The sequence below is a fragment of the Agarivorans sp. QJM3NY_29 genome, assembly GCF_050870835.2.
GTDB lineage: Bacteria > Pseudomonadota > Gammaproteobacteria > Enterobacterales > Celerinatantimonadaceae > Agarivorans.
Map to the genome: position 1 here is coordinate 4,576,011 of NZ_CP194036.2, position 20,421 is coordinate 4,596,431.

The window sequence follows — 20,421 nt, forward strand, 5'->3', positions numbered from 1 at the left end:
TTACTTATCGAGATCCCAGTTACCGATATCGTCTTCGGTCCCTTCTTCACCATCTAAGCCAGCACTAAAGATATCAATACGACCATGCTCACCGGGACTCACAATAATGTATTCATTGCCCCAAGGGTCTTTCTGTAAACGGCGTAAGTAACCATCTTCTGGGTAATTACGAGGTTCCGGAGATGATGTCGGTTTGCTTACCAAAGCTTCTAAGCCCTGTTCCGTTGTCGGGTAGCGGGAGTTATCGAGACGATACATATCGAGAGCATTTTCCAGAGCCACGATATCCGTTTTCGCCTTTTGGATATCGGCCTTTTCTTTATTCCCTAATAAATTAGGGACAATCAAGCCGGCTAAGATCCCTAAAATAACAATCACTACCATGACTTCTAGCAAAGTAAAGCCTCGGCTAGTTCGCGGTAAGCACATCGATTTTTGCATTCTATTTACTCCGAAAAACGGGTAGGTTCTAAAGCCCTACCATATTATTAAGTTCCAAAATTGGCATTAAGATAGCCATCACAATAAATAGCACGATACCCGCCATGCTAACGATCAAGGCGGGCTCAAATATCCCTAAAGCTATGTTTACTTGAGTTTCAAACTGACGGTCTTGGTTGTCAGCGGCACGCTCCAGCATTCCTTCTAACTCACCGGAGCGTTCACCGCTGGCGATCATGTGTAACATCATCGGCGGGAACAGCTTCGTTGCCTCTAACGACTGATGTAGGCTCTCTCCTTCACGTACTTTGGCAGCAGCATCAAGTACCTGCGCACGCGCAAAATCGTTAGTCAATACTTCGCCTGCAATGCCCATCCCCTCAAGTAAGGGAACCGCGCTGGCGTTAAGAATACTCAGGGTTCGAGCAAAACGCGCCGTATTTAGACCTTTAGTGACTTTACCAAGCACTGGTATCGACAGTAAGCGATGGTGCCAGTTCATTCTAATTTTATCCTTCTGCAACATCCGCTGCCAAAGGACCATTGCCAAAACAATAACAATCACAAAAACTAAACCGTAATCTCTCACCAAGTCGCTGATATAAATTAAGAAACGGGTTGCCGCTGGCAGCGTTTGTCCCATATGCTCGAACTGCGCGACGACTTTAGGCACCACCGAAACCAGTAAGATGGCAATCACCGATATACACACCAGCGTTAATACCGCCGGGTAGATTAAAGCCTGCATGGTTTTCATGCGCATCGCTTGGCGTTGCTCGGTATAATCGGCCAACCTTTCTAGAACCTTATCCAGGTGACCCGACTTTTCTCCCGCCGCCACCATGGCGCAATACAGTTTTTCAAAGACCTCTGGGAAATCGCCCATACTGTCGGCGAGGCTGTAGCCCTCTACAACTTTAGAGCGAACCCCTAAAATAACACTCTTTAATTTGGGTTTGTCAGCCTGTTGCGCCACCGCTTTCAAGGATTCCTCAATCGGCATTGCCGCCGCAACTAAGGTGGCTAACTGTCTCGTCAACAAGGCCAAATCGCTGGTGCTAATTTTCCGTTTGAAGCGAAATCCAGCAGCTTTAGCCGTAGATTTTTCGGCGACTTGTTCGATCTTTAGGGGGGTAAGTCCTTGCTCACGCAAATAAGCGCGCACTTGACGCGCGGTATCGGCTTCATGTACTCCGTTAGCTTTTTTACCTTTCTGATTAAAGGCTTGATATTCAAATGCCGGCATAACCCTAACTATCCTTCGCGGGTGACCCGCAATACTTCTTCTAAGCTAGTAATCCCCTGCAGCACTTTGGCAACCCCATCTTGGCGAATACTTGGGCAACTCTCTCTAACCGCAGTTTCAATTTCCTGCTCACTGCTACCCGCATGGATCATATCGCGTACCTCGTCAGTGATCGGCAACAACTCATGGATCCCAGTTCGACCGCGGTAGCCAGTATGATTACAATGCTCACAACCCACTGGACGATATACGGTAGCATCTTTTGCTACGCCTAATAACTGGTGCTCTCGCTCACTCACCACATGCGCTTCACGGCATTCGACACAAAGCGTTCGAACCAAGCGCTGGGCTAACACGGCTAATAAACTAGAAGATAATAAGAAAGGCTCCACCCCCATGTCGCGTAAACGGGTTACCGAACCAATCGCGGTATTGGTGTGCAAAGTAGACAACACTAAGTGGCCGGTTAAGCTGGCCTGCACTGCTATTTGCGCGGTCTCTAAATCACGGATCTCACCAATCATCACCACATCGGGATCTTGGCGTAAAATCGCCCGCAGCCCCCGAGCAAAGGTCATATCTACCTTAGTATTCACCTGAGTTTGGCCAATGCCCTCAATATTATATTCAATGGGATCTTCTACGGTTAGGATATTACGGTCTTTACTGTTAATTTCACTTAAACCGGCATACAGCGTGGTACTTTTCCCCGAACCAGTTGGCCCCGTCACGAGAATGATCCCGTGAGGTTTTAACAATAATTCACTAATAATCTCTCGATGCGGTGCCATTAAGCCTAAATTGGCTAAATTCAGGCGTGCATTATTTTTATCCAGCAGTCGTAATACCACCCGTTCACCATGGCTTGATGGCATGGTTGAAACCCTAACATCCACTGCTCGGCCAGCAATTCTCAAGGAGATTCGACCATCTTGGGGCACCCGCTTTTCGGCAATGTCTAAACGCGCCATGACCTTGATCCGTGAAACCAATAAAGCGGCCAACTTACGATGTGGTCGCAAAATTTCACGCAACACGCCATCGATACGAAAGCGGATCACTAAGATGGTTTCGAAGGTTTCAATATGAATATCACTGGCCCCTTCCTTAATTGCCTCACCTAACATCGCGTTAATTAGTTTAATAATCGGCGCATCGTCTTCGGTTTCGAGTAAGTCTTCATTTTCGGGTAATTCTTCGGCCAAGGTGTAAAAGTCCATATCGTTGCCGATATCTTCCATTAACTGGCGAGCTTGTGAAGAATCACGCTGATAAGCTTCGGTCAGATGCTGCTCAAACTGCTCGTCCGATAGGACTTCACAGACAAATTCTTGCTTTAAGACCCGACGAATTTCCTGCAAAGCAGCTAACTCAATTTTAGAATGATGAAATACCCGCCAACCACTTACGGTTTTTTCTAACATCACGCCGAAGTTTTTGGCAAACATATAAGGTAACTGCCAACCCTCAATCCCCTGCAAGTGCGGAGTATCGGAGACCAAGGCTTTTTCATCTTCGACATAATTAAGTTCAGCTTTTACATCCATTACTCAGCACTCACCTTCGTAGACTCTTCGCTATCTGAAGTTGCTGCGCCGCTCGCTTCACCCGCTTTCTTTTGCTCGCGTAATTGTTTTTCTTTTAAATAATCAATATATTCTTGAACTTCTGGAGAAACGTCATCCACCGAATTAAATTCAGGTAAAACGGGTACTTTTGTTTCGGGCATTAAGGCTACACCCAACTCTTCACGTAGCAATTGTTGCGCTCGAATTTGGCTATATTTGCGAGAGCTAATATTTTGCATGGTTGCCGCATCACGAATGATGGTCGGACGAATAAAAATCATCAGATTACGTTTGGTCTTCTTGGAATTGGTAGAGCGGAATAAATGTCCCAATATTGGAATATCCCCCAGCAAAGGCACCTTCGACTCACTTTCTTCGATTTGGTCGTCTAATAGACCCCCTAAGATAATGGTATCGCCACTGTCTACCAATACCGTGGTCGAAAGTTGACGTTTGGCAAACACGATGTCCACCGAGGTTTGCCCTTGCACCTTAGAGACTTCTTGCTCAATGGTTAGCTGTACTGCATTGCCCTCATTGATTTGTGGCGTGACTTTCAATTTCACCCCGACCTCTTTACGATCCACCGTAGTGAAGGGATTATCATTTCCGCTACTTGAGGCAGAACCGGTAAGCACCGGAACTTCTTCACCCACGGTAAAGTAGGCTTCCTGATTATCAAGGGTGGTGATCGATGGTGTCGCGAGTAAATTAGAACGAGAATCGGTCGCAGCCGCTTGTAGTAATACTCCCCAATCGGTGCCATAGAAACCAAAGGCAGCCCCGGTGACCTTAGATAAGGCGCTAGCCAAAGTAGAAACATCACCATCGGTATCTGGGTTTACAGTACAAGTGCCATCATTACACACCGTACTCCCTTTGGTCGGTTGAGCATCGTAAATACCCGCGCCAAGCTCAGAGACAGACATACCTACATTATTAAACTGGGTCCCTCCGGCAGCAGTGGCCCATTGAACCCCAAGACTCACGCCATCTCCTTCCGCCACTTCTACAATGATCGCCTCTACATTGACTTGCGCGCGACGAATATCAAGCTGGTTAATCACCCCTTCTAGGGTGCGCATAGTATCGGGTTGGGCGGTGATCACTAAGGCATTGGTATCCTCGTGAGCTTCAATCGAAAAATTACCGCGAGCATTATTGGCAGAGGCCTTTTTACCGCCCCCCGCAGCTTCGGCGGCCACCGTCTCACTAACCCCTTTCAGCACATCCACTAAGTCGGTGGCTTTGGCATACTTCAAATAAAATACGCGAGTATTGCCATAGGTTTCGAGTTCACTATCTAACTTACTCACTAAGCTGACCACCCGCGCACGCGCGCCTGGCTCTCCAGATACAACAATGCTATTGGTTCGCTCATCGGCAACCACTTTGGGTATCAATAAACTAGCCGCTGCTCCCTTACCACTTTTATTGGTGGTTAAGGATTCAATAATGCGTACCAACTCACCGGCAGATGCAAATTTCAGGCGAATAATATCCACTTCCTGATCACCCGCTTTATCCACCCGACGAATAATTTCAACTAAACGATTCACCACCGCGGCGCGACCGGTTAGCATAATCACGTTGGAAGGGTCATAGTGCACAACGTTACCGCCACCAGCGTTATCATTCAGCTGGCGCAGCAAAGGGGCAAGTTCTCGAACCGAAACATTTTTAACAGCAACCACCCGAGTCACCATTTCATCACCCGTGGCTTGACCATCCCGGTCCACCACAGGGATCGCCCCTGCCTTAGCATCTTTAGAGCGAACAACCTTCACCACGCCATTAGGCATATCAATAGCGGCAAAGCCATAAACTTCTAAGACATTGAGGAAAAACTGATAATACTGCTTCTCATTCAGTAAATCGTAACTCCGAACATTCACCTTACCGCGCACAGCAGGATCGACAATGATGGTTTTATTGAGATTACGCCCCACCGTGGTAATTAACTCATTAATATCGGCGTCTTTAAAATTAGCCGAGAACTCGGTGGCACTCACCACTGTGCATAGCCCTAATCCAATCAGGCCAATCAATATGTGGTGAATATAGCGTAACGCTTGCAACTTCATCTAAAAATATCTCCGGTACTATTCATTCGGCAGGCTGAAGAAAATATCCTGTAGCTGGCCATCTCGTTCTACGGTTATCGTAATATCCGTGAGATCCGCCATCTCTTGCATCACTTGCATTGCTTGCGCGTTATCGCGCAGATCAAATCCATTTAGCGCAACCGCTAAATCCCCCGCTTTTAATCCAACTTGCTCAAACACTCCCTTATTTTTACCTGGATTCACTCGATAGCCAGTTAAAGCACCATCTCGTCGCACCGGGGAAATTCTGATGTAATCAGTTAACTTAGAAGGATCTTTCAAGACTTCTTTCACGTCCACTTTAAGCTGTTTTACTGTTGCGGTACTAGAGCCAGTTGCTTTAAAGCGAAGATTAGTGCGAGCAGATGCGACTTTATTGTCGGGATCTAATAACAAACTTTCGTAAACCCCACGGTGCAACAAAATAACCCGATCGACTTGGATTTCTTTAATCACCGCTTGCGTACCTTGGATCGACTCATCTAAACCATAGGTTTGTTGCTTACCTTTATTTTCAATAATCGCCAGCGATTTGGCAGGGTCACTACTCGCAACCAAACCGGAAAGTGTTAATTTTAAAGAGGTCTTCGGTGCTTCGGTCGAAGCTGGTCGAGCAATCACTTTAGAGGCTTTTTTAGCCCGATATTCACCAAACAAATTCAGTTTAAGCAAGCGAGTCAAATCGACTTGTTGATGGTTACCAAGGGTATCTACTGCTTGTGGAACCCAGCGAAAAGACGGCGTCTGTCGAGGGAATAACAACCAAGTAATCGTGGCTAACTGATAGGCCGCAATACATAACAAAAGCACAGTGACGACGACACTACTCTTTCGTGATGGAACATAGCGAACAAGCTGAGCTGAGAGAGATTTAATATCCATTTATTCTTATAATACATCTGACATCGCTATACGATTATCCAGGTTCCTTATGAAATATCCAAGGTAAGCCGCCAAGCACGGAAGTTATTCATTCTAAAGACACTTGGCAACAGAACAAGTGCTGTAAGAACAAAAGTTGCGTTGTTTTGCACTTTTATTACTTTTATGTTGTATAACGCACTAAACTGGGCGATAGCGAGCGTCCATAAAGCTGATATAATTTAACAACTAATAGACCAGCAAGCTAAACTTTTTATGAAACCTCAAACATCTAAAGACTCAGCAACGCGCATCGACAAATGGTTGTGGGCCGCTCGTTTTTATAAAACTCGTGGACTCGCTCGCGAAATGGTGATGGGCGGAAAAGTCCACTATAACCAACAACGCTGTAAACCAAGTCGCAACGTTGAAATTGGTGCCACCATGAGTCTATGGCAAGGCCAGCAATATATTGAACTGGTAATATTACAAGTCAGTGACAAACGCGGCCCAGCATCTCAGGCTCAACAACTCTATCAAGAAACCGAGGACAGCCTCAAGAAACGCGAACAACAAACATTACAACGTAAGCTGTTAGCTCAAAATACTAGTCCAGAACGACGCCCCGATAAAAAGCAGCGTCGTCAAATAATTCAGTTTAAACAAAAATAGTCAGGTCTAAACATGAAGCAAGACATTCTAAACCGTTATATATTCGAAGATTATAATCTGCGTGGTGAGTTAGTTCAGCTACAGCAAAGCTACCAAGAAATCGTCGGACAAAAAAACTACCCAAGCCCCATCCAAAACTTATTAGGTGAGTTGCTTGCCGCAACTTGCTTACTGACCGCGACGCTAAAATTTGAAGGTGACATCACCGTGCAAATTCAAGGCGATGGCCCGGTTAGCATGGTTGCCGTGAGTGGCACCGAACAACAACAAATGCGCGGCGTAGCGAATTGGAAAGGAGCCATCGACCCTCAAATCAGCTTTAGCGAACTGGTGGGTAAAGGGCACATTGTAATTACCATTACCCCAACCCAAGGCGAACGCTACCAAGGGATCGTGAATATTGATCCTGCAGGAGTGGCAGCCAGTATCGAAAGCTACTTTCAGCAGTCAGAACAACTCAATACCCGCATTTGGTTATTTACTGGGATCCATCAACAACAGCCTTACGCGAGTGGCTTATTCCTACAAGCTCTGCCAGCCAGCCAAGCAGAAGATAAGGAACACTTTCAACTGATCGCCACTTTAAGCGATACCACCACGGCGGCAGAGAGCTTTGAATTGGACGCGGAGCAATTACTCTACCGTCTATATCATGAGCATCAAGTTAGATTGTATGAGCCACAACAAGTCAGTTTCAAATGTAGTTGCTCAACACAGCGCTGTGAAACTGCATTAATGAACATAGACCATCAAGAATTGTTAGATATTTGTCATGAACGTGGACATATTTCCATGCATTGCGACTACTGCGGGCATGAGTATCAATTCAACGAAGCCGACATAGAAAACTTTTCTCAAGACAAACTATCGACAAACCCAAGCAACCTTCACTAAACTAGGCCAAGGGAATGCGTGTTTCATCGCATTTCCTGATCACAATAAATATAACCATAATAAAATGTGCTGGTAATTTGACGACCTTCTCTTTTTACACCCGTTAAAGAGCTAGAATCAAAACCATTACTAACAAAAATATAATATAAATCTTACCTCTCTACCTACAGGAGACTGCTATGCTAGACGTTGCAGAAAAGGATCAGGTGATCAACCTGACGCAATACGGCATCAAAGACGTGTCGGAAATTATTTACAACCCTTCTTATGAAACACTCTACCAAGAAGAAACCCGACCCGAATTAACTGGTTACGAAAAAGGAATTGTAACTCAGTCTGGAGCCGTTGCGGTTGACACCGGGATCTTTACCGGACGTTCCCCCAAAGATAAATACATCGTGTTAGATGATTCCACCCGAGACAGTATGTGGTGGACTTCTGAGCAAGCTAAAAATGATAACAAACCGATCGATCCGGCAGTCTGGACCGATCTCAAAAAAATAGTAGCCGACCAACTCTCTGGTAAACGCCTATTTGTGGTCGACACCTTTTGTGGTGCCAACCCCGATACGCGTTTAAAAGTGCGTTTCATTGTAGAAGTGGCTTGGCAAGCCCACTTTGTGACCAATATGTTTATTCGTCCAAGCGCAGAAGAGCTGGTCGATTATGAGCCAGACTTCGTAGTGATGAACGGCTCTAAAACCACCAATCCTAACTGGCAAAAACAAGGTCTTAACTCCGAGAACTTTACGGTTTTCAATATGACCGAGAAAATGCAAGTCATTGGTGGTACTTGGTACGGCGGCGAAATGAAGAAAGGCATGTTCGCCATGATGAACTACTATTTGCCACTCAATGGCGTCGCCTCGATGCATTGCTCTGCCAACGTGGGTGAAAAAGGTGATACAGCGATTTTCTTTGGTCTATCAGGAACTGGGAAAACCACTCTGTCAACCGATCCGAAACGCCAACTCATTGGGGATGACGAGCACGGCTGGGACGATGAAGGTGTATTTAACTTTGAAGGTGGCTGCTACGCAAAAACCATCAAATTGAGCAAAGAAGCTGAGCCTGATATTTATCATGCGATTAAACGGGATGCCTTGTTAGAAAACGTAACCGTGCGCAATGATGGCAGCGTAAACTATGACGATGGGTCGAAAACCGAAAATACTCGCGTTTCTTACCCGATTTACCACATTGAAAATATCGTGAAGCCAGTGTCTAAGGCCGGACCTGCGCAAAAAGTAATTTTCTTAACTGCCGATGCATTTGGCGTGCTACCACCAGTTGCCAAACTCACCGCAGAACAAACCAAGTATCATTTCCTATCTGGCTTTACCGCCAAATTAGCGGGTACAGAACGTGGGATTACTGAGCCAACACCAACCTTCTCTGCCTGTTTTGGAGCGGCGTTTCTAACTTTACATCCCACCCAATATGCTGAAGTACTGGTCAAACGGATGGAAGCGGCTGGCGCAGAAGCTTACTTGGTGAACACCGGTTGGAACGGTACTGGTAAACGGATCTCGATTAAAGATACACGAGCAATCATCGATGCAATTCTCGATGGTTCTATTGAACAGCAAGCCACTAAAATCTTGCCGATCTTCAATCTAGAAGTCCCCACAGCATTGCCGGGGGCAGATAGTGAGATCTTAGATCCACGAGATACCTATCAGGATCCATTGCAATGGCAAAGTAAAGCTGAAGATTTGGCCCAGCGTTTTATCAAAAATTTTGATAAATATACTGATAATGCCGAAGGAAAAGCTTTAGTCGCAGCGGGTCCACAACTCGACTAATCAATTCACATTGATTGAACGATAAAATGCCAGATGGTGATACCAGCTGGCATTTTTATTTCCGTCAGTTGGAACGGGTTTATCGCTCTGGCGGCAAGACGAAAAAAGGCTAGCGAAAGCTAGCCTTTGATTATTTTCATAGCGTACAACGACTCATTTAACTAGCAGACGCAAAACCACTCCCACCAGAACCTGCACCACCACTACCAACACCAGGCATACTCGGTGGCGGTGGTGGCGTCAATAAACCTACAGGATTCAGCGCAGCAGGAAAAAATGGGGCCGAAAGCCCAGCAGGCGGTGCGGGTAAAGGCTGAGGCGGATCGGCAGCAAGCGCTAGTCCTGCCGCCATCATTTGCCCTGCCGAGACTAAGATCAGTAGCCATTTTGTTAACCGTATTTGCCTCATAAGTCCTCCTTGAACTAGCGTGGCATAACTACAAATTTACTTACTGTTGAAATAGCATCAAGCTCAAAAAAGCTCTACGGTCACGATTTCAACACCAAATACACTTCTTTAACAAAATCCATGCAAATAACAATCCAAATAATTTACACAGAAAAATCAATACGTTATTAAAATAAAAATTTCGTTTTTGTGAGCCATGTAAAATAAATTGACAAACTTAGCTGCGGTTATTTCGACCGGCTAACCGCCTCACTCTGATCGACGTAATAAATGCAGCATAAATCGTTCATCCATTCTAAGAGGCTCGACTGATAACAGTCATTACCACCATTGATCCTCCATTTTCCAGTGACTCATAACATTTTCCTCGACTGTATAAACAGCGAACAGCGCTTATACATCCCTTAAATGCCCTTCTGTCGGCATCGTCGCAGCAACCATTCCCAGGCATAATACAATAATGAAACTAGCGGCATTGGCAGGGGCCTGAAGATTAAAATCGACACTAATGTGGATCAACATCGCCACAATCGCCATCATGCATCCCAACGCGGTGGCCCGCATGAGTGGGTCCATTCTTTTTCTGATTGCGATCAAACATCTAATTAGAGTCCAAAGCACCGCTGCGCCTAAAACCGCCGTAGCAAACACACCGTACTCAATACTAAACTGCAGATAGTCGTTGTGTGCATGATCGTAAAATTGAGCTAAAGGCTGAGGCGCGTAGTTTTGAAACAAGGCATAAAAACTACCGGCACCGCTGCCCGTGATAAAAAAGTCTTGAAGCATGTTCAAACTCCAATCAAACACCGCGACCCGCTCTTCTTCTGCCAATACTGTCGAACTTAGTCGCTCTCTTAGATTGTCTAAACCAAATAAGGAACTCACAATCAATACATCGATCAACAAGACACTCACAAAGAAGACGGTTAACGTACGTGGCCGCTTCCGAAACAAAACCAGAGCAAAACAAGCGCCAATAATAGTACTCACAAAAAAAGCACTATTGCCCATCCGCGAACGCGACATAACCAAACCAATCACCATAATCACCATGCAGAGCCTGATCAACATTTTACGACTCATGAATGCTTCAAGAATGCGTTTTAAGGACTGCTGCCAGCTGCTACTTTGTTGGGCATTCAGCTCCGACACGACGAGGCTTAAACTCATGCACAAACATAAAATAAGATAATTCGCAAAGTGGTTTTTATACACAAAGGAACCCGTCGCATGGCTTGCCGTAGGGATCTCAAATACTGGAGATGCCGCAACATCACTTAAAATGAGCATGGTGCCGTAAAAAGCTTGAAAGGTCCCACTCACGACAAAAGCTAGCATCAGCACTTGCATGCGTTCGCGACAATTCAATAACAAACAACAATTGACCGCGAGTAAGAGATAACTGCAGCCCATCACTAAATTAACCAAGGTCCGATTGGGATCCAGTGACAACGGTGCCTCGCTGAGCGGCTCAACGCTAACGCTTGCAAGTTCACGAAAGCTGGCGGCAGCACCGCTCCACAAGCTAAGCATATCAATAGACAAGGGAAGTAACTGAGCCAAAGCCACCAACTGCAAGATCCCTAAACCGAGTAACAAAAATCGGTTGGTTTTTAGCCACCCCCAAGGAAGGGCCTGGCGCCAACAGTAAACCAGTATCAAACTTTGCAGAGCAATCAATCCTTCCATAATCGACCAAGCCCAAGGTCGATTGCTGGCTAATGGAATTGGCAGCCACACCACTAACAACAGTAATAGGCCAAAAGCAAATCGCTCTGTTTTGGGAGAAAACATGTCCATCAAGGCTCCTAGGCTTTACGACTAAAAATATCAGGCTCAATCAGTGATGTGACGGTCGTTGCCAGTGTTCCTTGACAGCTAGCCGCAATCATTCCGGGGGTATCAATAAACAAACGTTGCGCTCGCGGCTGCCCACAAAGCAAACTCACCTTATCGTAAGCTTGACTCAAATTTGGCTGACGCTTCTCCAATCCATGGCAATCACTCGCGACCACGTCAACCAAATCATCCTCTAGCATTTGAAATGCTGTTTGTTGAGCCGTCTGGCGAAATTCTCCCAACAATGCACCGGCTGTCACTTGAAATAAACAGCCTAAACGACGCCATTGGCTGACCAGATTAATTTCATTCCATACCCCACGATTTCGCTCGGGATGAGCGATTAAGGGAGTGATATTTCTCGCCGTTAACCACTTAATAAAATTATTAAACCCTTGTGGAACATGTCCATGGGGAAGCTCCAGTAGCAATACATCTTTATCTTTAAAGCGTCCCAATAAAGGCAACTTTCCCTGTTTATGCCAAAGCATAATTTCTGGGCACAGGTGCACTTCGGCAGCGTAATATAGTTGCAAAGGAAGTTGCTGAGCATGAAGCTCTCGATTTAATAGCTTGTAGCTATGGCGGATCGATTGTGGGGTATTATCAAAAACTCCCGGTAAAATATGTGGGGTAGCCAGCATCACTTCTATGCCATCATCTACTGCAGCACAGAGCATTTTTATACTTTGTCTTAAGTCTTTTGCCCCATCATCAATTCCGGGTAGAATGTGACAGTGAATATCAACGAAGCCCATGTTGCTGCTCCTTTTTTTGCTTAAGAAGAAAAAGGTAATGAAGCAATAACCAGCTGGTCAGCGCGCATAAAATACCAAACAAGTTACTGATTAAATCGGTCCACGAAAACTCTCGCGTAGGGATAAAACGCTGTAAATTTTCATCCACTGCAAAAACCAATATGAGCAGTAAAATAAAACGACGAACGCGCTCTCGGTGCGCTTTTCCAAAACGACAAAAACCAAATAACAAAGCAATGGTACACAGGTAGGAAAAAATAAGATGAGTCATCTTGTCGCCACCTAAAGCTATTTCCAGTCGCCAAAGGGACAAAGAAAACCAGCCAAGAGATTTAAGCACACTGCCTAAAACCACCAGCGAAACAACCGTTACTGCTACCACTTTTAAATTAATTACTGCCATGACGATTGCGCCTTACAAAATTCGGCTTGAGCAATCGAACCTTGATAAGTCAGTAGGTAACAAATCCGATCTCTCACCAGTGCCGAAGGTATCTCTCGCTTTAGTTTGCGATTGATCGCTGGATTCTCGAGTAAACTCACTAGCGAGCTTTCTACCACTTGCTGCTGAAGCGGATCCAATCGCTCCCAATTAGCAATCCCTAAATTAACCATACCGAGCAAACTTGCCTTGGTTTTTGGCGCCACCGCGACACCTTGCGCCAAGTAAGCAAACCAAACCGTTGCTGGCTCTCCCATAGCTTGGCGGTTACTCGCAAGCGCAACATAAGTATCTGGCCACGTCGGCCTTAGATTCGCCGCTTGCTGATAAAAAGAGTAAGCCTTAGCCAAATTTTGAACTCGCTGTTGCGCTTTATTATCTTCACTTGAGATCACTAATTGATAAAAATTGCGCCACTCGACCTGCTTGGCAGCAAGGGTTAAATAAAGTGGATCATCATGACGCCACGCCAACATTTGTTGAGACACGAGCTCCGCAATCAGAACGTTTTGTTCGCTAAGTGAATGGCTATAGTCTTGCAGCCATCGCTCATGCCAGTTACGTAACGCATAGGAATAAACGTTGGCCAAACCTAACTGAAACGCCAATACCAACACCGTTAGCGAAATCGCGACCATTGTCGCCAAACCGAAATAACGCCATAACATTCGCCCAAAATAAACTGCGCTTCTTGCTTGCATTTCAATAGATGCTTCCATTGCATCTCCTTAAATTATTAACTCCCGCGTACATCGTTCGCTCACCTGAAACCATACAATTAACTGAGAGTTTGCTCTGATAGCGCTAAGGTGTCAGCCGCAATTTGCCGATATAGACTTAATAATCCGGCATAATTTGCTAAAGAAAAATGTTTGCGGATATGCGCTTTGGCATTGTGAGACAGCCGTTGGTATTCACTCGCGTCGGAGAGTAACTGCTGACAACGTTGATACAGTTCTTCTATGCTGTCACATAGATAACCCGTTTCGCCATCTACGACGCAGTCCACCACGCCATGAGTTCTGATTGCGACCACTGGTAATCCAAAATACTGGGCCTCAATGGGAGCCACCGGCATTCCTTCCCAATGCGCAGTTGAAACATACAATCGAGCCGAGCTGTAATATTGAAACAAAGCCTCACGCGATAACCAGCCAGAGACATAATCAATCCCATCGGGTTTCGGTCCACCAAGCCAAACGAGACTATATTGATGACTGGCTAAAGCATACAGCGCCTTAAAGTCGTCAAAGCCCTTTTGTTTACAGATCCGGCCCACCGAGATAATGTCAGCCTGCGAGCTGGTCACCGAGGAAGTTAGATCCGAGAAATTCACCCCATTAGAGATAGTATGCACCCGCACCTTAGTGCTGAATCCCTTGGCCAGTTTTGCTTCAGATCCGCCACAAGCAACGATACAGCCAATCAAACTGAGTCGTTTTTCTATCCAATAGAATACTTTTTGTTTTAAGGGAGAAAACTCCTCCGATAAAAAGGCAAAACAATGGGGGGTGTAACAGAGCTTGTGCGCGCTCAACCCAAATGCGATCCGTCCCAAGAAACCAGAGAACGAAGAATGCAGGTGGATCACCGAATAATTCTTGGTCTTTACACGAAATAGCAGATAGCAAAAGACTTTCACTAAAAAGAAACGCTCTCCCCGCTCGTAAGGTATCTCAATTAAACCCACATCAGGGAAACGCTGTGCAAGATCCTTCGGAGTTTCATCCTTTTTGCTATACAACAAATCAAACTGGAGTTGCTTATCCTCAGCGGATAAATATTGAATTTGGTCAGAAATAACAGAGCATACCCCGCCGGCAAGGCATTCAGTAAAAATAAGCACTTTCATGATATTAAGGTCCTTTTACTCATCCAATAAAAAATCCCGCAACGCAGTATGTAACTCAAACAAACCACTACCAAAGGAGCATAACTCTGAGAAAGATGAACCGACAAACCAGTCACCATCACTAACATGCAAAGCACCACAAGATTGGGCAAATAGAATTTAATTTTGTTCTCTTTTAAGCCACCAATGTAAAAAGACAGCTCAATAAATACGCAGGCAAAAATAACCAGTAGCAACAGGAAGTCGCTGCCACTAGGGGGCAAAATTAAATAGATATATTGAAACACTAAATAAATAGAAGGGATCGCTAGCAGAGCGGCCAGCACAAAAAATATCTTAAATACCGTAGCACTGAAAATTTTGGTATTAAATTGGGCAAACGCTGCCTGTATGAAAATCGACCAAAACACAACAAACTGTAATAGAAGACTATAAAAACCAAGCGCTTCCATTGAAGAAACTGCAGCAATAAAATAACGTTGAAAGAACATCAAAAAAGTCGATGAGAACTGATAGCTTACCGAGTTAAGCGCCGATTTAATCACTGGCAAAGAAACATATGCTGCGGGCCGATGGTTCAAATAAAACATCAATAGGAACAAAAACATAAAAATACCAACAAAATAATCAAAGGCGACAAGCGGATGATTAATTGATAAGCAGACCATAAGAACGGCAATAATAAGAGCAAAAAGCTGGTACTTTTGGTAACGCTCTTGTTTCGAAAACGACACCATTGAATCTAAGTAGACATCAACAAACTTCACAAAAAATATAATTTTAAAAATATCCCAAGCGAATAACAAACAAAGTAAATAAGCGAATAACAAAACGACTAATAGACTAAATCGAATACTCTTATGCACCTGATAGGCACTCTGATTTTCGCGACTCGAAAAATATCCCGCTAAAGAGAAATTCTTACTTGATAACATCAATACAATCACAATTGATGAAGCAAAGCTTAAAAATAAAGAGTACTGTCCAACATAACTTAAGTCGTAATGCCGAATCAGCATCAGCGGGATCAGCCACTGAATAATTGGATTCATAAGACTAATTAGCGCGTTCATATTTCATCCAAGAAAAATACATCATGATATAAATTGAAACAGAAGATAAATGACGCATGTAACTGCCGAGATCGGGTTCAAATAAGAGTAGAACCAGTAAGTGACTTATAAATAACAAGCCAAATAGACGCAACTCTATGCTCTCGATTTGAGAGAACTTAAAAAAAGACACGAGTAAAATAAGGATATAAATCTGAAGGTAGAGCGAGTTTCCGGTGAAAACAAAAAAAATCGGGAAATTAAAATAAACCAAGCTAGAAAAATAATTCCCCATAAAAGCCTGCGCTGAATCGGGAGTCAAAGGGTTAAAATAGATCGTTTCGTGTCCCGCTCCTCCCATCGGTCTTAAGGAATTAAAAATATCTCGGGTACCTTGCACCTTAAAAAAGAAATCCTCTGGAAGCAAAAATAAAGAGAATAAGACAAGCAATACCACCAGCGCTTTATATTCAAAATTCAAGCGTTCCATTAATAACAATAAAGCAAATACGGCGATGATCAGTAAGTAATAATTACGAACCAAGCCATAGCTAAGGTACAAAGCAAAGATCAGTAATAAGGTATAAGAGAGATTCTTAGATTTGCGATACACAAAGAAACAAGCAATAACTAAAATAGAAACCAAGGTTTCTTTTTGGGGCCGAGATAAGCCAAGAACCAAATGAGGCATCAATAGCACAGAGCCATAGGCTAATTCGTCCCAGCGCCGAACAAAAAATGACATGGTGGCAATATAGGCAATGCCTGTAACAAACACTAATAGGCTAGATAAATGCTCACCAAGGAACTCAAACACCAAAGTCGTATAATAATAGGAACCATCTTGTGAAGACGGAGACGCGCTACCACTCGCCATCTCCATAATCAATTCAGAATCGCGAAAATATTTTTCGGGCAAAATAGCCTCTCCCCAGAGGAAGACCACTAAAAAAGCCACCAACCATAGTGAGAAGAATAGATACTTGTAGTATTTACTCTCTTTACGAATATACATTTATAAACTGGCTCGAATCTGATTAAAAAAATCCATTTCATTCATTGCTCTCAGCTTAGCGACTCGCTCTTCTACCTCTACACTATTAAAATTGTATGCGTTATCAACGTACTCTGAGATATTCAAATCTTGATATGCACCAAACCCCTTCCTCTCATAACTGAGATGAAAGGTTTTAAAGCCTGCTAATAGCGATTCAATGGCACCATGCAAACGAACTGAAATCACTAGCGCTTGCGGGTATTTTGTTAAGGCCTCCTTTACCGAAATAAAATCACTAATCCCGTATTGTTGGTAAAAATCACCATCGTTATTAGAATTGACCTCACTTTGCACCGCATAAACAACGCTCTCGAATTGCGCCAATACTGGCTCTAACTCTTTCAAAAACTTATGGTTAACCGCTTTGCCACGGCGTAAATCCCTTAAGATCAAGATACAAGTGGAAGAGTGAGGCAATGTTGAAACTTCTAGCGAGTCAAATTTACGGATCAACTCCGAAACGGCCATATCTTTCACACGCGTGCTTTGGAGATTAATATTTTTAAGCTCTGCGACGGTTTTATCATCGCGAACAAACACTTGCTCAGTATTGGCCAGTAAGCGACTCAACCACGCAGAATAGACATAGCGCAGCGGACCAATACTCTGCGAGAGTAGAATATGCGGCTGATTAATGTTGCTTTTAACCCAAGCAATTTGTGAGCAGTGCACAATCAGCGTTTTTAGGGCTTCGCTGAGGGAACCAAACCTTAAATATCCGCCACCAACGGAGTAGAAACGATCACAATTTTGTAAGGACTGGTATTGTTTTGCTGAATAGCGCCCAAACAGCAGAAAGCCAATCACTTTCAATAATACCGCGACGTGCCCCAGTATGCCGCTACGGGAAAATTCATTACCAAGCACCTGGTAATCGCCGTTAAAACTATCGGGATCACTACAAACAATAATGATCTCGGTATCTTGGCCATGTTGCTTCTTTATATATTGGCAAGCTAGCTCAACCAGCAAACCATCACCCGAGTTTTTAGACGAATAGCAATTCATCAAAGCGACTTTCATTCGGCTTTCCTTCCCTTTAAAGCTAAGGATGCGCTAAACCAGCGAACCTCAATTGTTGTTTACATCCATAGCACGAGGCTAAAACTAAGTTCTTATGACTGTGTGGCCTTACCGCTCTGATTTTGATATCCGTAGTATTGGTAATCCCCATATTCATTTTTCTGTTTAGGACTGGCTTTATTAATCACCACACCATCGATGGCAATATCATGTTTTATAAGACTTTCTAAACTACTATTCAGTTGCTTTATATTGGTGCTTCCGGCTTGAACCACCAACAATGCGGCTCCTGCTAAGCGGCTGAGTAATAAACCATCGCTCACCGCCAATAGCGGGGGCGAATCAATAACAATCTTGTCATAGCGCTGCTCTAACTGTTCAATCAACATCGCAAACTTATTTGAGGCTAATAGCTCCTGAGGATTCGGGATCAACATGCCACCAAATAAGGTATCAAGACCCGATTTTTTATGATGATAAATACAATCACTCAGCTCTGCGCCCATCACCAGATGATTGGTGAGGCCCAACGGATTTTGATTAAAACCAAAACGCTCAGACAAGCTAGGTTTGCGTAAATCAGCTTCAATCAGCAATACTTTTTCCATGCCCGCCATTGCCATCGCTAGGTTCATGGCCGTAGTGCTCTTACCTTCGCCAGGTACCGAAGAAGTAATGCACACCCGTTTACGCTGGTTGTTGACCAAATTAAATAACAGGGAAGTTCGAATAGTGCGGATCGATTCACTAAAATATCGCTGCTTTTCATCAAAAAACACCTGACTATCCATCAGTTTATTCTTATATTTTTTAGCGTTGATTTTTGGGATTGCACCGAGCGGATGTAAGCCCAGCTTTTCTTGGATGTCGGATGACTTCTCGATAGTGTTATGAAAAGCATCCGTAATTAACACTAAGACCATGGAAAACAGCAAACTGGCCAAAGCAACTAAGGCAATGATGAGACCTTTATTGGGCTTCGCTGGGTCTAAAGGGATGACCGCGCGATCGCTAAACCGCGCCACTGCCGACTGAAAATCATTGGTCGCTGCAGTCTCTTTCTGTCGATTCAAGAACAGATCATAGAGCTTACGATTACTATCAACCTCACGCTTAAGCGCGTCATAGGTCGCGCGCTTCACCGCAATCGCTTGGAACTGAGTTTTCTTACTGGCTAATTCTGCTTGAATTGAATTTTCTTGCTTAACAGCCCCTCTTAACTCTTTTTCTATCCCCGTGGCCAAATCGTTAAGCACCCGACCAGCTCTCTCTCGCACTGCCGCTAACTGTGCTTGGGCTTGGATCATTTTGTCATGTTTCGGACCATAACGCTTACTCAATTCAGAAACCAAACGTTCCGCTTCAATCTCAGCGACACGAACATCACGCAACTGCGGGTGATTGGAAATCACAGAAATCGAAGACAGTTCAGCTAAACCGGCGTTCCGGTTATCTTGTAGTACATAGTAGAGTGACTCTGCGGCCACTCGGCGATCTCTGGCATCGCTGAGCCGGCGACTTAAATCATTTAACTCATTCGAAGCCAAACTATCGACGCCGCTCACATCAACCAGTCCTTCCGACGTTAAAAAAGCGGCTTGGCGACTCTCTGATTGCTCGACCAATGCTCTCAGTTTATCTAAACGAGTCTCTAACCAAGTGCTCGCCTCTTGATTGGCATACAATCGAGATTCTCGGTTATTTTCGATATAGGCTTCCCCAACAGCATTTGCAACTTGCGCAGCCAATTGAGGATCCTCGGATTCAAAGATGATTTTTACCAACTGAGTTTTTCGTAGTGGGCTAATACTTAAACGCTTACGAAAATTCTCCATCACCGTTTGCTGCCTTTTTTGGAGCAGCATCTGTTCACTGAGCGGCTCTCGTAATGGCAATAAACTCAGCAACAAAGGCGAATGAACGCCAAGATTATACAGCGTCTCGAGAGGATTCTTCAGTTGCATCCAGCCACTGTCGGCTTGCTCTCCATTTAATTCAGGGTACTGCTCTAGCTGTAACCCTTGGATCACTTTTTGCGCAATGGTACGGGATTTTAATAGTTCAAACTGGGTGAGATAGTATTCTTGTTTAGAGGTATCAACCCCAATCACGTCTTCAATCGAGACCGCTTTTCTTTGCTCCGCTTCGATCAATAGCACCGCCGAAGCTCGATAAACCGGGGTAATCGAAAATGTAATCAAGGCGGCAAGTAAGGCAGCCAAAAAAGTAAAACCAATAATCATCCAAGCCCGTCGACGTATTACCGAAAAGTACTGGCTCAAATCAATAAACTCATCTTTATTCACTGGTCGCTGCAAAGAATTAAGTCCGAGCCTGGCAGCTGGGTTGTCTATATGCAGGACGTTGCGTTGGGCTGTGTGATTCACCATTAGA

The 20,421-nt window shown here is 44.4% G+C and carries 18 protein-coding genes; 3 read left to right on the forward strand and 15 right to left on the reverse strand.

What is annotated here, in order from left to right:
- From gspG to gspC, 5 genes are read right to left on the reverse strand one after another with little or no spacing between them, the layout of a single operon-like run.
- Nucleotides 1–441, reverse strand: coding sequence for a type II secretion system major pseudopilin GspG (gene gspG / locus ACRRS0_RS20850; RefSeq protein ID WP_432455686.1), 441 nt, complete (start codon nt 439–441; stop codon nt 1–3).
- Between the two features lie 28 nt (nt 442–469).
- Entirely contained in the window at nt 470–1,687 is a 1,218-nt protein-coding gene (gspF, locus tag ACRRS0_RS20855) for a type II secretion system inner membrane protein GspF (RefSeq protein ID WP_432455685.1), read from the reverse strand.
- A gap of 8 nt (nt 1,688–1,695) precedes the next feature.
- Nucleotides 1,696–3,234, reverse strand: coding sequence for a type II secretion system ATPase GspE (gene gspE / locus ACRRS0_RS20860; RefSeq protein ID WP_432455684.1), 1,539 nt, complete (start codon nt 3,232–3,234; stop codon nt 1,696–1,698).
- Complete coding sequence (gspD, locus tag ACRRS0_RS20865; RefSeq protein ID WP_432455683.1) at nt 3,234–5,339, reverse strand: type II secretion system secretin GspD; 2,106 nt, start codon at nt 5,337–5,339, stop codon at nt 3,234–3,236. The genes gspE and gspD overlap by 1 nt, the downstream gene beginning before the upstream one ends.
- A gap of 18 nt (nt 5,340–5,357) precedes the next feature.
- Entirely contained in the window at nt 5,358–6,242 is an 885-nt protein-coding gene (gene gspC, locus ACRRS0_RS20870) for a type II secretion system protein GspC (protein WP_432455682.1), read from the reverse strand.
- Between the two features lie 255 nt (nt 6,243–6,497).
- Between gspC and hslR the strand changes: the two genes are divergently transcribed.
- The 3 genes from hslR to pckA all read left to right on the forward strand — a co-directional run bounded on the left by hslR (nt 6,498) and on the right by pckA (nt 9,592).
- Nucleotides 6,498–6,893 carry a ribosome-associated heat shock protein Hsp15 gene (hslR, locus tag ACRRS0_RS20875; RefSeq protein ID WP_432455681.1) on the forward strand — a complete coding sequence of 132 codons (396 nt, stop codon included), beginning with the start codon at nt 6,498–6,500 and terminating at the stop codon, nt 6,891–6,893.
- Nucleotides 6,894–6,905: 12 nt separating this feature from the next.
- Nucleotides 6,906–7,787: an Hsp33 family molecular chaperone HslO gene (hslO, locus tag ACRRS0_RS20880; RefSeq protein ID WP_432455680.1), complete on the forward strand. Its 882-nt coding sequence runs from the start codon at nt 6,906–6,908 to the stop codon at nt 7,785–7,787.
- A gap of 179 nt (nt 7,788–7,966) precedes the next feature.
- Nucleotides 7,967–9,592 carry a phosphoenolpyruvate carboxykinase (ATP) gene (gene pckA, locus ACRRS0_RS20885; protein WP_432455679.1) on the forward strand — a complete coding sequence of 542 codons (1,626 nt, stop codon included), beginning with the start codon at nt 7,967–7,969 and terminating at the stop codon, nt 9,590–9,592.
- Nucleotides 9,593–9,749: 157 nt separating this feature from the next.
- Here pckA and ACRRS0_RS20890 read toward each other — a convergent pair whose 3' ends face one another.
- From ACRRS0_RS20890 to ACRRS0_RS20935, 10 genes are all read right to left on the reverse strand, one after another.
- Entirely contained in the window at nt 9,750–10,001 is a 252-nt protein-coding gene (locus ACRRS0_RS20890; RefSeq protein ID WP_432455678.1) for a hypothetical protein, read from the reverse strand.
- A gap of 393 nt (nt 10,002–10,394) precedes the next feature.
- A complete protein-coding gene (locus ACRRS0_RS20895; RefSeq protein WP_432455677.1) occupies nt 10,395–11,804 on the reverse strand; it encodes an O-antigen ligase family protein in 1,410 nt (469 codons plus the stop codon).
- 8 nt (nt 11,805–11,812) lie between these two features.
- Entirely contained in the window at nt 11,813–12,601 is a 789-nt protein-coding gene (locus ACRRS0_RS20900) for a tyrosine-protein phosphatase (RefSeq protein WP_432455676.1), read from the reverse strand.
- The gene (locus ACRRS0_RS20905; RefSeq protein ID WP_432455675.1) at nt 12,588–13,004 is read right to left on the reverse strand and encodes a VanZ family protein; all 417 of its coding nucleotides are present in this window, start codon (nt 13,002–13,004) and stop codon (nt 12,588–12,590) included. The genes ACRRS0_RS20900 and ACRRS0_RS20905 overlap by 14 nt, the downstream gene beginning before the upstream one ends.
- On the reverse strand, nt 12,995–13,762 hold the full coding sequence (locus tag ACRRS0_RS20910) for a hypothetical protein (protein WP_432455674.1): 768 nt from the start codon (nt 13,760–13,762) through the stop codon (nt 12,995–12,997). Before ACRRS0_RS20910 ends, ACRRS0_RS20905 begins: the two co-directional genes overlap by 10 nt.
- Nucleotides 13,763–13,821: 59 nt before the next feature.
- Nucleotides 13,822–14,895 carry a glycosyltransferase gene (locus ACRRS0_RS20915; RefSeq protein WP_432455673.1) on the reverse strand — a complete coding sequence of 358 codons (1,074 nt, stop codon included), beginning with the start codon at nt 14,893–14,895 and terminating at the stop codon, nt 13,822–13,824.
- A complete protein-coding gene (locus ACRRS0_RS20920; protein WP_432455672.1) occupies nt 14,892–15,968 on the reverse strand; it encodes a hypothetical protein in 1,077 nt (358 codons plus the stop codon). The genes ACRRS0_RS20915 and ACRRS0_RS20920 overlap by 4 nt, the downstream gene beginning before the upstream one ends.
- Nucleotides 15,952–16,962, reverse strand: a complete 1,011-nt coding sequence (locus tag ACRRS0_RS20925; RefSeq protein ID WP_432455671.1) for a hypothetical protein — start codon at nt 16,960–16,962, stop codon at nt 15,952–15,954. The genes ACRRS0_RS20920 and ACRRS0_RS20925 overlap by 17 nt, the downstream gene beginning before the upstream one ends.
- Entirely contained in the window at nt 16,963–18,027 is a 1,065-nt protein-coding gene (locus tag ACRRS0_RS20930; RefSeq protein ID WP_432455670.1) for a polysaccharide pyruvyl transferase family protein, read from the reverse strand.
- Nucleotides 18,028–18,119: 92 nt separating this feature from the next.
- A complete protein-coding gene (locus ACRRS0_RS20935; protein ID WP_432455669.1) occupies nt 18,120–20,417 on the reverse strand; it encodes a GumC family protein in 2,298 nt (765 codons plus the stop codon).
- Nucleotides 20,418–20,421 lie beyond the last annotated feature (4 nt).

Coding starts and splice junctions, on each gene's coding strand:
- gspG (WP_432455686.1), bottom strand. CDS start 441: ATGCAAAAATCGATGTGCTTACCGCGAACTAGCCGAGGCTTTACTTTG.
- gspF (WP_432455685.1), bottom strand. CDS start 1,687: ATGCCGGCATTTGAATATCAAGCCTTTAATCAGAAAGGTAAAAAAGCT.
- gspE (WP_432455684.1), bottom strand. CDS start 3,234: ATGGATGTAAAAGCTGAACTTAATTATGTCGAAGATGAAAAAGCCTTG.
- gspD (WP_432455683.1), bottom strand. CDS start 5,339: ATGAAGTTGCAAGCGTTACGCTATATTCACCACATATTGATTGGCCTG.
- gspC (WP_432455682.1), bottom strand. CDS start 6,242: ATGGATATTAAATCTCTCTCAGCTCAGCTTGTTCGCTATGTTCCATCA.
- hslR (WP_432455681.1), top strand. CDS start 6,498: ATGAAACCTCAAACATCTAAAGACTCAGCAACGCGCATCGACAAATGG.
- hslO (WP_432455680.1), top strand. CDS start 6,906: ATGAAGCAAGACATTCTAAACCGTTATATATTCGAAGATTATAATCTG.
- pckA (WP_432455679.1), top strand. CDS start 7,967: ATGCTAGACGTTGCAGAAAAGGATCAGGTGATCAACCTGACGCAATAC.
- ACRRS0_RS20890 (WP_432455678.1), bottom strand. CDS start 10,001: ATGAGGCAAATACGGTTAACAAAATGGCTACTGATCTTAGTCTCGGCA.
- ACRRS0_RS20895 (WP_432455677.1), bottom strand. CDS start 11,804: ATGGACATGTTTTCTCCCAAAACAGAGCGATTTGCTTTTGGCCTATTA.
- ACRRS0_RS20900 (WP_432455676.1), bottom strand. CDS start 12,601: ATGGGCTTCGTTGATATTCACTGTCACATTCTACCCGGAATTGATGAT.
- ACRRS0_RS20905 (WP_432455675.1), bottom strand. CDS start 13,004: ATGGCAGTAATTAATTTAAAAGTGGTAGCAGTAACGGTTGTTTCGCTG.
- ACRRS0_RS20910 (WP_432455674.1), bottom strand. CDS start 13,762: ATGGAAGCATCTATTGAAATGCAAGCAAGAAGCGCAGTTTATTTTGGG.
- ACRRS0_RS20915 (WP_432455673.1), bottom strand. CDS start 14,895: ATGAAAGTGCTTATTTTTACTGAATGCCTTGCCGGCGGGGTATGCTCT.
- ACRRS0_RS20920 (WP_432455672.1), bottom strand. CDS start 15,968: ATGAACGCGCTAATTAGTCTTATGAATCCAATTATTCAGTGGCTGATC.
- ACRRS0_RS20925 (WP_432455671.1), bottom strand. CDS start 16,962: ATGTATATTCGTAAAGAGAGTAAATACTACAAGTATCTATTCTTCTCA.
- ACRRS0_RS20930 (WP_432455670.1), bottom strand. CDS start 18,027: ATGAAAGTCGCTTTGATGAATTGCTATTCGTCTAAAAACTCGGGTGAT.
- ACRRS0_RS20935 (WP_432455669.1), bottom strand. CDS start 20,417: ATGGTGAATCACACAGCCCAACGCAACGTCCTGCATATAGACAACCCA.